The organism is Bradyrhizobium sp. MI1.10, from assembly GCF_055811035.1.
This window is the reverse complement of the sequence record NZ_JBVVPN010000002.1, coordinates 216,965-233,258: the sequence shown is the minus strand read 5'-3', so window position 1 is coordinate 233,258 and position 16,294 is coordinate 216,965. Positions and strand designations below refer to the sequence as shown.

General features: G+C 65.2%; 11 protein-coding genes. 2 read left to right on the top strand and 9 right to left on the bottom strand.

Annotated features, from left to right (window positions below; translation table 11 throughout):
* Positions 1–55 precede the first annotated feature (55 nt).
* The 7 genes from pyrH to AC0L3K_RS03185 form a co-directional block, all read right to left on the bottom strand.
* On the bottom strand, positions 56–772 hold the full coding sequence (gene pyrH / locus AC0L3K_RS03215) for a UMP kinase (RefSeq protein WP_007603627.1): 717 nt from the start codon (positions 770–772) through the stop codon (positions 56–58).
* A gap of 60 nt (positions 773–832) precedes the next feature.
* A complete protein-coding gene (tsf, locus tag AC0L3K_RS03210; RefSeq protein WP_007603626.1) occupies positions 833–1,756 on the bottom strand; it encodes a translation elongation factor Ts in 924 nt (307 codons plus the stop codon).
* Between the two features lie 131 nt (positions 1,757–1,887).
* Positions 1,888–2,877, bottom strand: coding sequence for a 30S ribosomal protein S2 (locus AC0L3K_RS03205; protein ID WP_007603625.1), 990 nt, complete (start codon positions 2,875–2,877; stop codon positions 1,888–1,890).
* A 221-nt stretch (positions 2,878–3,098) separates the two neighbouring features.
* Positions 3,099–5,642 (bottom strand): caspase family protein, encoded by a 2,544-nt coding sequence (locus AC0L3K_RS03200; protein WP_354128695.1) that lies wholly within the window; start codon positions 5,640–5,642, stop codon positions 3,099–3,101.
* 189 nt (positions 5,643–5,831) lie between these two features.
* Positions 5,832–6,572, bottom strand: a complete 741-nt coding sequence (locus AC0L3K_RS03195) for a carbonic anhydrase (RefSeq protein WP_219682199.1) — start codon at positions 6,570–6,572, stop codon at positions 5,832–5,834.
* Positions 6,573–6,689: 117 nt separating this feature from the next.
* The gene (dnaE, locus tag AC0L3K_RS03190; RefSeq protein ID WP_354128696.1) at positions 6,690–10,193 is read right to left on the bottom strand and encodes a DNA polymerase III subunit alpha; all 3,504 of its coding nucleotides are present in this window, start codon (positions 10,191–10,193) and stop codon (positions 6,690–6,692) included.
* Between the two features lie 454 nt (positions 10,194–10,647).
* Positions 10,648–11,367: an outer membrane protein gene (locus AC0L3K_RS03185; protein WP_007603620.1), complete on the bottom strand. Its 720-nt coding sequence runs from the start codon at positions 11,365–11,367 to the stop codon at positions 10,648–10,650.
* Positions 11,368–11,619: 252 nt separating this feature from the next.
* On the opposite strand from AC0L3K_RS03185, the gene AC0L3K_RS03180 reads away from it, so the two are divergent.
* Positions 11,620–11,940, top strand: coding sequence for a DUF3551 domain-containing protein (locus AC0L3K_RS03180; RefSeq protein ID WP_219682201.1), 321 nt, complete (start codon positions 11,620–11,622; stop codon positions 11,938–11,940).
* Position 11,941: 1 nt separating this feature from the next.
* Positions 11,942–12,190, top strand: a complete 249-nt coding sequence (locus AC0L3K_RS03175; RefSeq protein ID WP_219682202.1) for a DUF3551 domain-containing protein — start codon at positions 11,942–11,944, stop codon at positions 12,188–12,190.
* A gap of 68 nt (positions 12,191–12,258) precedes the next feature.
* On the opposite strand, the gene map is transcribed toward AC0L3K_RS03175, so the two are convergent.
* Positions 12,259–13,008 (bottom strand): type I methionyl aminopeptidase, encoded by a 750-nt coding sequence (map, locus tag AC0L3K_RS03170; RefSeq protein WP_219682256.1) that lies wholly within the window; start codon positions 13,006–13,008, stop codon positions 12,259–12,261.
* A gap of 78 nt (positions 13,009–13,086) precedes the next feature.
* The gene (locus AC0L3K_RS03165; protein WP_219682203.1) at positions 13,087–16,236 is read right to left on the bottom strand and encodes a GAF domain-containing protein; all 3,150 of its coding nucleotides are present in this window, start codon (positions 16,234–16,236) and stop codon (positions 13,087–13,089) included.
* Positions 16,237–16,294: the final 58 nt, after the last annotated feature.

Genomic DNA, 16,294 nt, shown 5'->3' with positions numbered 1-16,294 from the left:
TCAAAATCCCGGCGACCTCTCCGCACCCCTTCTCTTAGGGTGCAACGACAAGCCGTCAGCCGGCGACAATGGTTCCGTGGCCGCCGCCACGCAGTACAGCGCCGATCGAACCCGGCTCCGCAATCGAGAACACGATGATAGGCAGCGACGTCTCGCGGGCAAGTGCGAAGGCGGTCGCATCCATCACCTTGTAGCCACCCTCGATCGCCTGCGAATGCGTCAGACGGTCGAATCGCGTCGCCGTCGGGTCCTTCTTCGGGTCGGCCGAGTAGACGCCGTCGACATTGGTCGCCTTCAGCACCGCCTGGGCGCCGATCTCGGCCGCACGCAGCACCGCGGTCGTGTCGGTGGTGAAGAACGGATTACCGGTTCCGCCACCCAGCAACACGATCCGGCCCTCGGCGAGGTATTTGTGTGCCGCGGTGCGGGTGAACAGTTCGGAAATCTCGGGCATGACGAAGGCCGACAGCGTGCGCGCAGGCGTGCCCTTGCGCTCGATCGTGGCCTCCAGCGCGAGGCAGTTCATCATCGTCGCGAGCATGCCCATGGTGTCGCCGGTCGGGCGCGACACGCCGCGCGAGGAGACCTCGACGCCGCGAAAGAGATTGCCGCCGCCGATCACGACGGCGACTTCGGTACCGAGATGGCGGGCTGCGATCAGATCGTCGGCGACCCGGTCAATGGTCGGCTGATCGATGCCAAAACCCTGCGATCCGGCGAGATATTCGCCGGACAGCTTGATCACGACGCGACGATAGACCGGATCAGTCATGAGCACTTTCCTTGTCCGGCCGCCGCTTCCGGCGGCACGCCGGGAGGAACGTTCCGGCGCTTACTTCTTGCCGCTGGCCGCCGCGACCTCGGCCGCGAAGTCGCTTTCCTGCTTCTCGATTCCCTCACCGAGAGCATAGCGCACAAAGCCCGCGATCTTCACCGCGCCGCCGACCTTGCCTTCGGCTTCCTTCACCGCCTGCGCCACCGACTTGCCGGTGTCGTGGATGAAGGCCTGCTCGAGCAGGCAGACTTCCTTGTAGTAGGTCTTCAGGCCGGACTCGACGATCTTCTCGATCACGTTCTCGGGCTTGCCCTGCTGGCGATATTTGTCGGCGAGCACGTCCTTCTCGCGCTTGACGACCGCCGGATCGAGACCGGACGGATCGAGCGCCAGCGGGTTGGCGGCCGCGACATGCATCGCGATCTGGCGGCCAAGCGTTGCGAGCTCGTCGGCCTTGCCCGGCGATTCCAGCGCCACGATCACGCCCATCTTGCCGGCGCCCTCGACGACCGCGCCGTGGACGTAGCTCGACACCACGCCCTGGCTGACTTCGAGCGAAGCGGCGCGCCGCAGCGTCATGTTCTCGCCGATGGTGGCGATCGCGTCATTGATCGCGGTTTCGATCGTGACGTCGCCGACCTTGGCGGCCTTGATCTTGTCGACATCGGCGCCGACGTTGAACGCGACCTGGGCGATCATCTTGACGAGGCCCTGAAACTGGCCGTTGCGCGCGACGAAATCGGTCTCGGAATTGACCTCGACCACGACGCCCTTGTTGCCCTTGGTGAGCGCGCCGATCAGACCCTCGGCGGCGACGCGGCCCGACTTCTTGGCGGCCTTCGACAGGCCTTTCTTGCGCAGCCAATCCTGCGCCGCTTCCATGTTGCCGTCGTTTTCGGTCAGCGCGGCCTTGCAGTCCATCATGCCTGCGCCGGTCGACTCGCGCAGGTCCTTGACCATCGCAGCTGTGATCGTTGCCATCGTTCAAAATCCTTTTTGCCTGCCGGTTTGCCGCGGCGCGGCCAGATCGCCTCGCCGCGGTCCATCTCAGGAATTCGCGTCAACTGAAATGGTGGCCGGAACTTGTCCGGCCAACCCATCGCTCTTTTTGACTATTCCGCTTCCGCGGTCAGGGCCTTGGCCTTGGCCACCCAGGCGTCCGCGCGGCTCGGCAAGCCGACTTCTTCGCCGATCTTGTGCGCGGTGTCGTGATCGAGCTCGGCCAGCTGCCAGAAGTGGAAGATGCCGAGGTCGTTGAACTTCTTCTCGATCGCGCCCGACACGCCCGGGAGCTTCTTGAGATCGTCGGAGGTGCCACGCGGGCCGGCGAGGCCCTGGAAGCCGCTCGTGGCGGGCAGCTCTTCTGCGACCGGCCGAACCGAAGCACCGACGTCGATGCCGGAATCGCCCTGGGCGCGCGAAATACCGTCAATCGCAGCGCGTGCGATCAGATCGCAATAGAGCGCGATCGCGCGGCCGGCGTCGTCATTTCCCGGCACCACATAGGTGATGCCCTTCGGATCCGAATTGGTGTCGACGATCGCCGCGACCGGGATGTTGAGCCGCTGGGCTTCCTGGATCGCGATGTCTTCCTTGTTGGTGTCGATCACGAAGATCAGGTCGGGCAGACCGCCCATGTCCTTGATGCCGCCGAGCGAGCGATCGAGCTTGTCGCGCTCGCGCTGAAGCGTCAGGCGCTCCTTCTTGGTGTAGGAGGAGGCATCGCCGCCGGCGAGGACGTCGTCGAGATGACGCAGGCGCTTGATCGAGCCCGAGATCGTCTTCCAGTTGGTCAGCGTGCCGCCGAGCCAGCGCGAATTGACGAAATACTGAGCGCAGCGCTTGGCCGCGTCGGCAACGCCGTCCTGCGCCTGGCGCTTGGTGCCGACGAACAGAATGCGGCCGCCCTTGGCGACGGTGTCGCTGACCGCCTGCAAGGCGTTATGCAGCAACGGCACGGTCTGCGCGAGGTCGACGATGTGGATGTTGTTGCGAGCGCCGAAAATGAACGGCGCCATTTTCGGATTCCAGCGGTGAGACTGGTGACCAAAGTGCACGCCGGCTTCGAGGAGCTGACGCATAGTGAAATCGGGTAGTGCCATCGTTCTAATTCTCCGGTTGGTTCCTCCGGAAGCGTGTGAGCAGAACGGAGCGTTGTCGCCCCGGCTGCCACCGGACGGCCTTGTGAGCCATGCTTCCGTGTGAGATGGCGCGGTGTATAGCGCGATTTCGACCAGAAGCAAGGAAATAAGGGCCTTTCGGGGCGGCTTTCGCCCGCGAAAGGCCCTCTTCCGTAAAGATCACGCTGCGCCCGCGGACCCCACTAGCATTTGGGCTGGTTCGGCGGGCACTTCTTTGCCGCCGGCGGCGGAGCCGGAGGACGCGGTGGGGGCGCTGCTGGGCGCGGCGGCGGCGGTGGCGCGACGGCCATCCGAGGCGGCGGAGGTGGCGCCGGCCGGGCGACCGGCGGCGGCGGCGCGGGACGCGCCATTGGCGGCGGCGCCGGCCGAGCGACCGCGGCGGGCGGAGCCACCCGTGGCGGTGGCGGCGGTGCAATACGCGGTGGAGGCGGAGGCGTCGGGCGCGCCACGGCCTGAGGCCGCGGTGGTGGTGGTGCCGGCGGCCGGGCAGCCTGGGCGGGAGCAGCGGTCGGCTGATGCTGCGGCCGGATCGGCTCCCGCACCGCCGAGGGCGGCGGCGTGACCGGTCGTCCAACTGGGCCAGGAGGCGGAGGCGTGCGGGCAGCCGGCGGCGAGCCAGCCGGCTCCCGGGTCGCGGACTTGCCATGGTCCCCAGGCCCGGTCCCGGGCGGGGCCTGGGCAACCGGCGGCTTCGGCAGTTGGCCGGGCACAGCGGCCGGGCTTGTCGCCGTGGGCGCAGTCGCCGGCGCGCCGGTCGGTGCACCGGGATGGGCTGGCGGCGTGGTGCCGGGAGCAGCAGCCGTCGGCGCGCCCGTAGGCGCTCCCGCAGGCACTCCCGCAGGCACTCCCGAATGGGTCGGCAGCGGCGCGCCGGGAGCAGTGGCCGTCGACTGCCCGGGTCTGCCGCCCGGCAGTGGCCCGGCTCCCGCTGACGGTACAGGTGGACCGCCATGGGTGCCGGGAACCGGCAGCGTGTTGGCTTGGGGCAGCTTGGCCGGTGGCGTGGCAGATGGACTGGCAGGCGGAGCGGCAGGTGGCGTACCGGTCGGCGCGGCATTGGCGGGCGTCGCCGGAGGCGTTCCTGGCCTCGCCGTCGGCCGCATCGTCGCGCTCGGCGGCATCGGCGCCTTGCCCTGCTGAATCAGGGCGGCACGCTGCAGGACCGCCTGCGGCATGGCTGGACCAGCCGGATTGGTGCGCCCGGCAATGGCCGGTGTGAGATTGCCCGGTCCCGCTCCGGTACCCGCACCCGCACCCGCACCCACCGGCGGTGCCGGCGGCTGGTTGATCACTGTGTTGATGACCGTCGTATTATGGATGTTCTGATAGATGATGTTGTTCGGCGGCGGTGCGACATAGACCGGCGGCCTGACGAACACGGGAATCGGCACGAACATCGGCTGCGGCAGCACGAACAGGCCGATCACCGGCATCGGCGGCGACAGCACGACGAAATCCGGCGGCGGCGGCGGCAGATAGTAGACCGGCGGCGGCGGTGGCGGCGCGAAGCCAAAATCCGGATCGCTGAAATACAGTACGGGACGGTCGACATAGACCACCTCCTCCGGCGGCGGTGGCGGCACGTCGTAGTCGATCATCGCGAAGCTCGGCGGCGGCTCGGGCGGCGCGGTGAGAATCGCCAGGCGCCGGCGCGCATCCGCCGCATGCGGACCGCGCGGATAGCGACGCAGATACGACCAATAGGCTTCCGGCGTGTCGGTACGATAGGTCCGCCGCCAGGTGATGGCCTCGCGGCGCGCCGCGACGATCACCAACACGCGCTTCGACAGCGGGTCGCCGGGATAGGCGGAGAGAAACTCTTCGTAAGCTGGAAGCGTGTCGCGCGTGAGCGCGGCGGCATAGGCATCCTGCACGCCGAGATCGCGGATCGGCTTGTTGCGGATCGCAGCGACTTGGTCGGGCGCGGCCTCCGGCGGCGGCGCGTCGGGCCCGCGCTCGAAGAACGAGAATTGCGCCGATATCTTCTGCTCGTTCCAGGGCACCTGCGCGCCCTTGCTGGCCTCGTTGACGCGCAGGCGAACGCGGTCGAACACTTCGGGCAGCGGCAGGCCGCCGGTGCGGATCATCTCCGCCAGCGACTGCGCATAGATGCCGTACGGTCCGGGCTCCTCGGGCGCCACCGTGCCGGGCGCGGCGTCGAACGCGATCAGCATGTTGGCGTCGGGCTCGACCAGCGCAAGTCCGCTCGCGATCTGCTGGCCGCCCTCCACGAAGGGCTGCGCCCGCGCGGCGTCGAGCACGATGATGTTGGCCTTGAGCGGAACGGAGGCGAGCTGGCGGAGATAGTCGCCGATGCGCAAGCCTTCGGTCGGAATGTCGGTGTCGCGGGTGATGTTGGAGTCGACCGGGATGAAATAGTTCTCACCCGCAAGCTGCACGCCATAGCCGGCGAGATACACCATCGCGACGGTGCCCGGTCCGGAGGCCTGCGCCTTCTGGATGAAATCGCGAAAGCTCTTGCGCAGCGTGTCGCCGTCGAGATCGCGGGCGCCGACGACGTCGAAGCCCGCCGCCTGCAGCGTCTGCGCGATCAGGCCGGCATCGTTTGCCGTCGTCGCCAGCGGCGACTTGGCATAAGCGCCGTTGCCGACCACGAGCGCGATACGCTTTTCCTGCTGCTGCGCACGCGCCGGCTCCGGCGCGCCTGCGGCAAGGACCGCGATCGGCAGGAGAAGGCAAATGAAGGCTCTGAGCGTCCCACGCATGGCTTGCTTGCCCGTTTTGTTGTTGAGGTGCCGCCCCGCATCAGACGCGTGGCCAGCTGAATGGCACTTGAACGAAAGGCTTCCAAATAGCGAAGACTTGGATTGAGGCGGAGGGATGGCCACCCGCGCCGGCGTCAGCTCCGCGTAAGTGACGCGGCGACGCACCGGCGCGAGGCGAAGTCAGCCGGTTCAGCCCTGCGCGATCAGGTCGACCGTTCCCGTCGTGAGCCGATAGATGCCGCCGACGACCTTCAGCTTGCCCTGCTCCACGGCCGCGTTGAGGATCGGCGCTGCCGATTTCAGCTTCGCGATGTTGTCGATGACGTTCTGCCGGATCGCCTTGTCGAGGACGTCCCCGCCCTGCTGCATCGCAGCCTTGGCGGCGGGCGTGATCGCATCGACCAGCGAGGGAATATGGCCCGGCGGCGGCTTGTTGTCCTTGATCGCCTTCAGCGTCGCATCGATCGCGCCGCAAGCGTCATGGCCGAGCACGAGGATCAGCGGCGTATTCAGTACGGCCACCGCGTATTCCATGCTGGCGATGGTTTCGGTGCCGGCAAAATTTCCGGCGACGCGGCAAACGAACAGATCGCCACGGCCGGTGTCGAAGGCATATTCCGGCGCGATGCGCGAATCGGCACAGCTCAGCACGGCGGCAAACGGGTTCTGTCCGCCGACCAACGCCTCGCGCTCGTGCTTGAAATCGTGCCGCCGCGACACCCCGTCGACATAGCGCGCATTGCCTTCCGTCAGGCGCTTCAACGACGCATCGGGTGACAGCACGTTCTGCGGCTTGGGCGGCGCCTTGGTCTCCTTGGCGAAAGCATTGCCGGCGAGGGCAAGGCCGAACGCGGCGGCGCCAAACAGCATTGCGGACCGCCGCGACGGCCCAGCGTTTCCCTGCAGAGCTTCAGAGCATTTGTCGCACATGTCGCGTTTCCTCCCGGCGAGGTGGACGATGGCATCGCCGCGATCATAGCCGCAATGACGTGACGAAACCACAACATCCGCAGGGAGCACGCACGACCTTCAGCGCTGGCCACTCGATCAGAGCTGCTGCACGTCCACCACGCCCGCGACCGCCTTGATGGCGCCGGCGATCTGCGGCGAGACCTTGAAGCGGCCGGGCAGCTTCATCTCGACCTCGGTCTCGAGGTCGAGCATCATGACCAGCGAGACCTCGCCGTCGCCGTTGGAGCGGCGCGCTGTGCCGGGACTGCCGACCTTCGGCGCGGCGTCGTTCGAACCGGCCATGTCGGGACCGGCGAGACGCTTGGCGATCGATTCCAGGGGCTTGGTATCGCGCACGAAGATGCGCAGGCCCTTCTGCGTCTTGGCCGCCGCCTCGTCCAGCGGTTCGGCGTGGAGCACGCGCGCGCGGACGTCCTCGCCCTGAAGCTCGGCGCCGAGCTGGAGCAGCACCGCGGCGCCCGGCTCCAGCACGTCGCGATATTGCGCAAGGCCTTCGGAGAACAGCACCGCCTCAAAGTGACCCGTGGGATCAGAGAGCCCCATAATGCCCATCTTGTTGCCGGTCTTGGTGCGCCGCTCCATGCGCGACACCACGGTGGCAGCGACCTTGCCGGCGGTGGCACCGGTCTTCACCGCGCGGGAGAACTCGGCCCAGGACTGCACACGCAGCCGCTTCAGCACGGTGGCGTAATCGTCGAGCGGATGCCCCGACAGGAAGAAGCCGATCGCATCATATTCGCGGCGCAGCCGCTCGGCCGGCAACCAGGGCTCGATCTGCGGCAGCATGATGGTCGGCGCGTCGGCCGAGCTGCCGAACATGTCGTTCTGGCCGATGGTTGCAGCTTCGTTCGCCCGCTGGCATGCGGCGAGAATCGAGTCGGCGCCGGCGAAGACCCGCGCCCGGTTCGGCTCCAGGGTGTCGAAGGCGCCCGCAGCAGCGAGGCTTTCGATGATGCGCTTGTTGATCGCGCGCGGCGACACTCGCGCGGCGAAGTCGGCGAGCGAGGTGAACAAGCCGTTTTTGGTCCGCTCCGCGATGATCTGCTCGACGGCCGCAATGCCGACGCCCTTCAGCGCCGCGAGCGCGTAGTAGATGGTCTTGTCGCCGACCTCGAAAGTCGCGCCGGAGCGATTGACGTTGGGCGGCTCGACCTTGATGCCGAGGCGCTGCGCCTCGGCGCGGAATTCGGACAGCTTGTCGGTATTGTTGAGATCGAGCGTCATCGACGCCGCGATGAACTCCACCGGGTAATGCGCCTTCATGTAGGCGGTGTGGTAGGACACCAGCGCATAGGCCGCCGCGTGGCTCTTGTTGAAGCCGTAGTCGGCGAATTTCGCCAGCAGCTCGAAGATGGTATCGGCCTGCCCCTTCGGCACGCCGTTCTTCACTGCGCCTGCAACGAAGATCTCGCGCTGCTTCTCCATCTCGGCGCGGATCTTCTTGCCCATGGCGCGGCGCAGCAGGTCGGCGTCGCCGAGCGAATAGCCCGACATCACCTGCGCGATCTGCATCACCTGTTCCTGGTAGATGATGACGCCGAAGGTCTCCTTGAGAATCGGCTCCAGCACGGGGTGGAGATATTCCGGCTCCTCGTCGCCGTGCTTGCGCGCGCAATAGGTCGGGATGTTCGCCATCGGACCCGGTCGATAGAGCGCGACCAGCGCGATGATGTCCTCGAAACGGTCGGGGCGCATGTCGACCAGCGCGCGCCGCATGCCCTGGCTTTCAACCTGGAACACGCCGACCACCTCGCCGCGCGCCAGCATCTGGTAGCTTTCGGCATCGTCGATCGGCAGCGTCGCGAGATCGACATGGATGTCGCGCGGCTTGAGCAGTTTGCACGCCACGTCGAGCACGGTCAGCGTCTTCAGACCGAGAAAGTCGAACTTCACGAGGCCCGCGGGCTCGACCCATTTCATGTTGAACTGGGTCACCGGCATGTCGGATTTGGGATCGCGATACATCGGCACGAGTTCGCTCAGCGGCCGATCGCCGATCACGATGCCGGCCGCATGCGTCGAGGCGTGACGGGTCAGGCCTTCGAGGCGCTGCGCGATGTCGAAGGCGCGCGCCACCACCGGGTCCTCGTCGCGGAACGCCTGGAGCTTCGGCTCGCTCTCGATCGCGGCGGCCAGCGTCACCGGCGCGGCCGGATTCTGCGGCACGAGCTTGGTGAGCTTGTCGACCTGGCCATAGGGCATCTGCAGCACGCGGCCGACGTCGCGCAGCACGCCGCGCGCCTGCAGCGTACCGAAGGTGATGATCTGCGCGACCTGGTCGCGACCGTAGCGCTCCTGGACGTATCTGATCACCTCGCCGCGGCGGTCCTGGCAGAAGTCGATGTCGAAATCCGGCATCGAGACGCGTTCCGGATTGAGGAAGCGCTCGAACAGCAGGCCGAACTTGATCGGGTCGAGGTCGGTGATGGTCAGCGCCCACGCAACCAGCGAGCCCGCGCCGGAGCCACGGCCTGGCCCGACCGGAATGCCCTGGCCCTTTGCCCATTTGATGAAGTCGGAGACGATCAGGAAGTAGCCCGCGTACTTCATGCGCATGATGACGTCGAGCTCGAACGCAAGCCGCGCGTTGTAGTCTTCTTCCGTCGTGCCCTGCGACAGCCCGTGCACGCGCAGGCGGTTGGCGAGCCCCTCCTCCGCCTGCCGCTTCAATTCGGCCGCCTCGACGGAGGCGGCATCGGAGCTTGCGGCAGCGCCGACCGTGAAGAACGGCAGGATCGGCTTGCGCGTCATCGGCCGGAACGAGCAGCGCTCGGCGATCTCGACCGTCGAGGCCAGCGCCTCCGGAATGTCGGCGAACAGCACCGCCATCTCGGCGCGGGTCTTGAAGCGGTGATCGGGCGTGAGCTGCTCGCGCTCAGTCTCCGCGATCAGCCGGCCGCCGGCGATGCAGAGCAGCGCGTCATGGGCTTCGTAATCGTCGGTCGCGGCGAAATACGGCTCGTTGGTCGCGACCAGCGGCAGGCCCTTGGTATAGGCGATGTCGATCAGGCTGCTTTCGACCCGCCGCTCCTTCTCGATGTTGTGGCGCTGCAATTCGACGTAGAGGCGGTCCCCGAACAGGCTGGCCAGACGCTCGCAGCGCGCCGCCGCGAGCTCGCTATAACCGCCGGCAAGCGCCAGCGAGATCGGCCCGTCCGGACCGCCCGTCAGCGCGATCAGGCCTTCGGTCTCGCCTTCGAGCCAGTCGAACTTGATGTGGGGAGCATGAGTGTCGGGCGTCTCCATGAACGCGCGCGAGTTCAGCCGCATCAGGCTGCGATAGCCGCGCTCCTGCGCGGCCAGCAGCACCACGCGCGAGGGCAGCAGCACGTTACGCGCAGTGGGATCCTGGTCGCCGAACTCGATCGCGATCTCGCAGCCCACGATCGGCTGGATACCAGAGCCCGCCATCTTGTCGGAGAACTCCAGCGCACCGAACATGTTGTCGGTGTCGGTCAGCGCCAGCGCCGGCTGATGGTCTTTCTTGGCAAGCTCCGCGAGCTTGGCGATCTTGATCGAGCCCTTGAGCAGCGAATAGGCCGAGTGAACGTGAAGGTGGACAAATCCGGCGCTCGGCATGGTCGCGTGACGGCCTCTTGCAGATGAGATGGAGCGGTCACCGGCACGGGAGGCATCCTGCACTCGCCCGGCCGACTCGCCTCATAATGGTGGGGCGTCACGCTGCCAGAGTCCACGCCAGAGCGGCCAATCGGCCGCGTCGTCCTGCTTTTCCCCAACCTGGCCAGCGCCTAGAGCTGCGGGAGCACCTGGGCCCAGATCGCGATCATCCCGACAAACAGCGCGATCGAGGCTAGCGCGGCGGCTTCTTCGACGAAAATCCTGAACATGGCTTACTCCATGGTGAGAACGTATGAAGAACATTGTTCTCATTTCGTTCTCAGGAGTCAAGCCATCTCGACCGTCTCGAAACGGAATGGTTAACCCGCTGAAGTCCAACAACAAAAAAGCCCCGGCCGATGGCCGGGGCTTTCGCCGACCGCTCGAAGTCGAGCGATCGATATCAGGCATCTACTCAGTAGCGGCCGAGGCTCGGGCCGCCGAACTTATAGTTCAGGCGGACGAGGCCCATGTCGACGTCCTGACGGATGCGATCGGTCGAGGGCACCAGCGCGAAGGTGACGTTCTTGTCCTGCAGGAAGATGTGGTTGTACTCGACGCCAACCGACCAGTTCGGGGCGAAACCGTACTCGAGGCCGGCACCGATCGTGCCACCCCAACGGGTCTGATCGTTCGAGGACAGCAGCGCGCCGCCAAGGGTCGAGACTTCATACTTGCTGCCGGCGACAGCCGCACCGCCCTTGGCGTAAACGAGGACGTTGTTCCAGGCGTAGCCGATCTGACCGGTGATCAGACCGAACGAGTCGATCTTGGAGCGGTTGCGCGTCGCAAACAGCGCGCTGACGTTGTCGCCGGAGAAGTCAGCCCAGTTGCCCTGACCTTCGATGCCGAACACCCACTGGCCCGACTGCATGCGGTAGCCGATCTGGCCGCCGACCGTGCCGCCGGTCGCATCGTGCGAACCCTCGCGGCCACCGCCGACGAGATCCCAGGTCGAATGGGCGGAACCGCCGCCGCCGTTGATACCGATGTAGAAGCCGCTCCAGTCGTAGATCGCGGCAACCATCGCCGGCGCCTTGGTGTAAGGCCGCGCAGCGAGGTCAGCAGCCAGCGCCGGTGCGGTCGCGCCGAGCGCGACAAGGCTCACAGCAGCAAGCAACAGATTCTTGTTCATTTGATTCCCGTTCCAGTTTCGTCGTTAGGCCCCCGGGCCGTGGCGTCGTCATACCAGCGCGCGACGGAATTGCTGTAACCTCGACGCCACAGTCCGCGCCAAAGGATCGCGCTTCATTAATGAAGATTTACCAGCGCGCGCTGGAAGCCCTTTGAAACAAGTGTTTTCACGAGTTCCATTGTCGATTACACGACATCTGCGGCACACGCGCGTGACAACGTCGCGCGCACGTTCGCGTGATTGGAGAATTGAATGCGCAGACGAATTGCCCTCCCCATTGTCGCCATATTTTCGCTCGCCCTCGCCACATTTGGGCTCACGCTCAGCGCAAGCGTGCCTGCGCGCGCGTTCGGGACCCACCATGCCTTCTGCCTGACCGGCGATGAATGGCCGGGGCTGAGCAATTGCACGTTCGACAGTTACGCGCAGTGCCAGGCGAGTTCGTCGGGCCGCGCCCTCACCTGCATCGCGAACCCTTATTTCGCAGGTCAGAGCGATGACCCCTATGCGTATCAGAACAGGCCGCGCGCGCAGGTGCCGGGTTATTCACCCGGTTACTACGTGCCGCGCTGAGATGCGTCGCACTCGCCTCGCGCTCCTCGCGATCGGCCTGCTCCTCGCGGGCGCGCCTGCGCGCGCGCAGACCTATGATCCGAGCTATCCGGTCTGCATGCAGATCTACGGCCCCGTTGGCTATTTCGATTGCCGCTACACCTCGCTCGAGCAGTGCAGATTTTTAGCAGTCGGTCGGTCGGCGACGTGCGTAGCGAACCCGTATTTCGCGCAGAAGAAGCCCCCTCGCCACTCGCGGCGCATCAATTAAATCGGGACTCTGATATGCGGCCCGCCTTTTGGATGCGGCCCGAGATCCGGTGGCTTGAGGACGCCTCCTTAACCAGCCATCGTCACGATCAACGGTCCGCTTCGCGTGGCGATCACCGTGTGCTCGTATTGAACGGTCGGCGCCTCGGGGCTGCTGTAGAGCGTCCAAGGATCATCGCCATCCTGTGCCCATTCGGCGCCGAGAGACAGGAACGGCTCGACGGTGAACACGAGGCCTTCGCTCATGATGCGGCGTTCGGAGCGGTCGGGCCATGTTGCGATCTCCGTCGGCTCTTCGTGGAGCGACAGGCCGACACCGTGACTGGCAAGGTTCCTGACCAGGCTGTAACCGTTCTTCCGCGCAAATGTCCCGATGGCCTGACCGATTCCGGCGATCGGCTTGCCGGCTCCAACCTGCTGCAGGCCCGTCCACATTGCGCGCCGGCCATCCCTGCAAAGACGTTCGACCACTCGCGTTGCGGGTGGAACGGCGAACGATGCTCCCGTATCCGCAAAGAAGCCGTTCTTCTCGGCTGACACGTCGATGTTCACGAGGTCCCCACGCGCGATCCGCCGATCGCCCGGGATGCCATGAGCGATCTCCTCGTTCACGCTGATGCAGGTTGCGCCCGGAAAGTCGTAGGCCAGCTCCGGAGCCGAACGTGCGCCGGCAGCCTCCAGCAGTACACGCCCGATCCGATCGATTTCGGAGGTGGTCATGCCCGGCTCGAGCGCCTTCCCCATTGCCTCCAGGATATTGGCGACGATGCGCCCGATTTCTTTCAGGCGCGCGAGGTCGTTGTCATCCGAGATTGTCATTTCATGCTCTTCCGAAAGCCGGGACATAGCCCTTGTGACGGCGGCTTGCAAACGGGAGAGACCGTTTCCAAAGCGCGTTCAGATATCGTCAAGCAAGCTGCGGACTTTGGCAGCCAGGTCTTCGATAGCGAAGGGCTTCGGAAGCAGATGCTTGCCGGCATCGAGCACGCCATTGTGAACGATTGCATCGCGCGTGTAGCCGGTGGTGAACAGCACTTTCAGCGCCGGGAATCGTCTCGACAGCTCGGCCGCCAGCTCGGCGCCGGTCATGTCGGGCATGACGACATCCGTGAACAGCAGATCCGGAACGAAACCATTTTCGATCGTCCTGATCGCCTCTTTGGCGCTGGCTGCCTCGATGACGGTATAGCCAAGTTCGCGCAGGCTTTCGGACGACATGCTGCGGACGCGCTCGTCGTCTTCCACGACGAGAATGGTTTCGTTCTGATGGCTCGCACCGGCGGGTGTCTCTTCCTGCGACAGATCTGAGCCCGCCTCCTCGCCGGCGAAGCGTGGAAGGTAGATCTTCACGGTCGTGCCAACATCGACTTCCGAGTCAATTTTGACATGGCCGCCCGACTGCCGCACGAAACCGTAAACCTGACTGAGGCCGAGGCCGGTGCCCTTGCCCACGACCTTGGTCGTGAAAAACGGATCGAACACCTTACCGAGCACATCGGCCGGAATTCCCGTGCCGTTGTCCGTCACCGCGACGAGAACGTACTGCCCGGGTGCGAGTGCGTACTCGCGAGCATATTTTCGGTCTATCGAGGCGTTGCTGGTTTCTATCGTCAGCCTGCCGCCCTTCGGCATGGCATCGCGCGCATTGACCGCGAGATTGATCACGGCGCTTTCGAGCTGGGCCGGGTCTGCCTTGACCCGCCAGAGGCCCGCCGTCAGCACCGTATCGAGGCGGATTAGCTCGCCAAGCGACCGCTCGAGCAGCTCGCTCATCCCGCCGACCATCTTGTTGATGTCCACGACTTCAGGCGCGAGCGGCTGCTGGCGCGAGAACGCGAGCAGTCGCTGCGTCAACGTAGCTGCGCGATTTGCACCGTCGATGGCGCCCTCGATGAAGCGGTCTATGCTGACCTCTCCCCTGCTGAGCCGCCGCTTGGCAAGGTTCAAGCTGCCGAGAATCACGGCCAGCATATTGTTGAAGTCGTGAGCAATACCTCCGGTCAATTGACCGACGGCTTCCATCTTCTGGGATTGCCGCAATTGCTCTTCAGCTTTCATGCGCTCGGCGATTTCGTCGGCAACACGTTGCTCCAATCCCGCATTGAGCGCCTCGAGCCGGGTCAAGAGCTGGGCGTTGTCGATAGCGGTGGCGGCATGGCCCGCAATACCAAGCAATGCGGATTCATGCTCGGCCTGGAATTTACCCGTCTCTGCGTGACCGAAGAAAAGTCCGCCGAAGACTTCGCCGGTGCGCGAGATCACAGGGACCGCCAGATAGGATCGGACCGGAAGATGGCCCTCGGGCATGCCTTTCCGCGGCGCGTTCTTGCCATAGCGGGGGTCCTGCAGAATGTCGTCGGACCTCACCACGCCGGAGCCCTCGAAAGTCGGGCCAAAGAGGGCGGTGTTGCGCGGCATCGGAAAGTTTTCAAACGCGGATGGCGAGGCACCGGACAGCGAATACAGCATATAGCTGCCGCCATCCGGCGCCAGAACGTTGTAGAAAAAGGCGCCGAATTGAGCACCCGTGAGTCCGACGCCGGCATCCGTGACGATCTGGACGATCTTGTCGAGGTCGCGTTCGCGAGAGACCGAGGCCCCGGTATCATTCAGTATTCTGAGATGACGCTCGGTTTTCTTTTGCGCGGTGATATCCAGAACCGTTCCAATGAACCGAACAGCCTGGCCGTCGGCAAAGATGGCTTGACCGGTCGCGGCGATCCAGCGTTCGACCCCATCCTCGATGCCAATGGTCCGGTATTCCATGTTGTAGTTTGGCGGAGAGTGCGGCGTCAGCGCTGCGGAGACGGCCTCGTGGGCGCGCTGCCGGTCCTCGGGATGAAGGCCCTTCAGGAACGAGCCTTCATAGCTGACTTCGGCGTCGGGCGATAAGCCGAATACCTCCTTGCAGCGGCTATCCCATCGAAGAACGTTGTTGACCGGGTCGTAGTCCCAGGTGCCGATACCAGCCGCCTTGTTTGCAAGCGTCAGTCGTTCGGCAGCCTCCCGCGCCGCCTGTTCCGATCGGACGCGCTCGATGTGGGCCCACGATCGCTCGGTCACTTCGGTGAGCAAGGCGAGTTCGCGCGGCGTCCACTGGTGCGGGCCGCGGTGATGAATCGCCATCAGGGCGGTCAGTCGCCCTTCTTTCACCAAGGGCATGCAAATCGTCGAACCGATCCCGATGTTCTGGAAAGTGGCGGCTTCGTCCGGCGCAATCTCCCTTAGATTGTCATTGATGATGAGCGGCCTGCCCGCACTCAACTCTCGCACCGCCTGCTTGCCAAAATCGGCCAGACTGTAGTGACCGATGATATGCATTGCGCCGGGCGCGGCCCAATCGCCGCGTATGGTGAAGCCGTCCTGGTCCGGATCCATGTCGGCGTAGGCGCAGTTCGAGACGCCGAGATGCTCGCCGACCATTTTGGTCGTGACCGCCATCACGCCGTCGGCATCGCGAGTCCTGGCCGTCTCCTTGTTGAGTGCGTCCAGGAAAAGCAGGCGGGCTTCGTTCTCCCGCACAGCCGTTTCCGCACGGCGGCGCTCGACGGCCGTGCGCGTGCGCTCGGCAACATCGCGAATAAGCTCCAGCTCTTCGGGGCTCCATTCGCGCGGCTTGGCATCGTTCAGATAGAGCAGCGCCACGACCCCGTCGGGCTCCGAGATCGGCATGTTGACGAGCGCGCGCGCAGAGATCGCCTCGAGAGCATTGGCACGATCGCCGACGCGAGGGTCTTTCTCCGCATCGGCACAGACGACGGTCTCGCCCCGCTTGAGGTCTTCGATGTAGCTGCCATAGTCGCGAAACTGCAGCACGCCTGCGAGGCTCAGGATGCCCGGTGCGTTCCAGTCGCGGACAATGGTGATGGTCTCGGCTGAGGTGTCGACCGTGCCGTAACCTGCCCTGCTGACGTTCAGGCTGCGGCCGAGCAGCTCCGCCGCGGCGTAGGCGAGATCGTCGGGATTGCTGATCTCTCGGATGTAGTCGCCGAGTGTGGCTAAGACGGAATTGCGATCGGCCGAGCGGACCCCGGTCGCTGTCGTCATTGGTGTTCCCCTGCCACTTCCCTAGCTCCACGAGGAGCCAGCCGTTTGATCGTCCCGC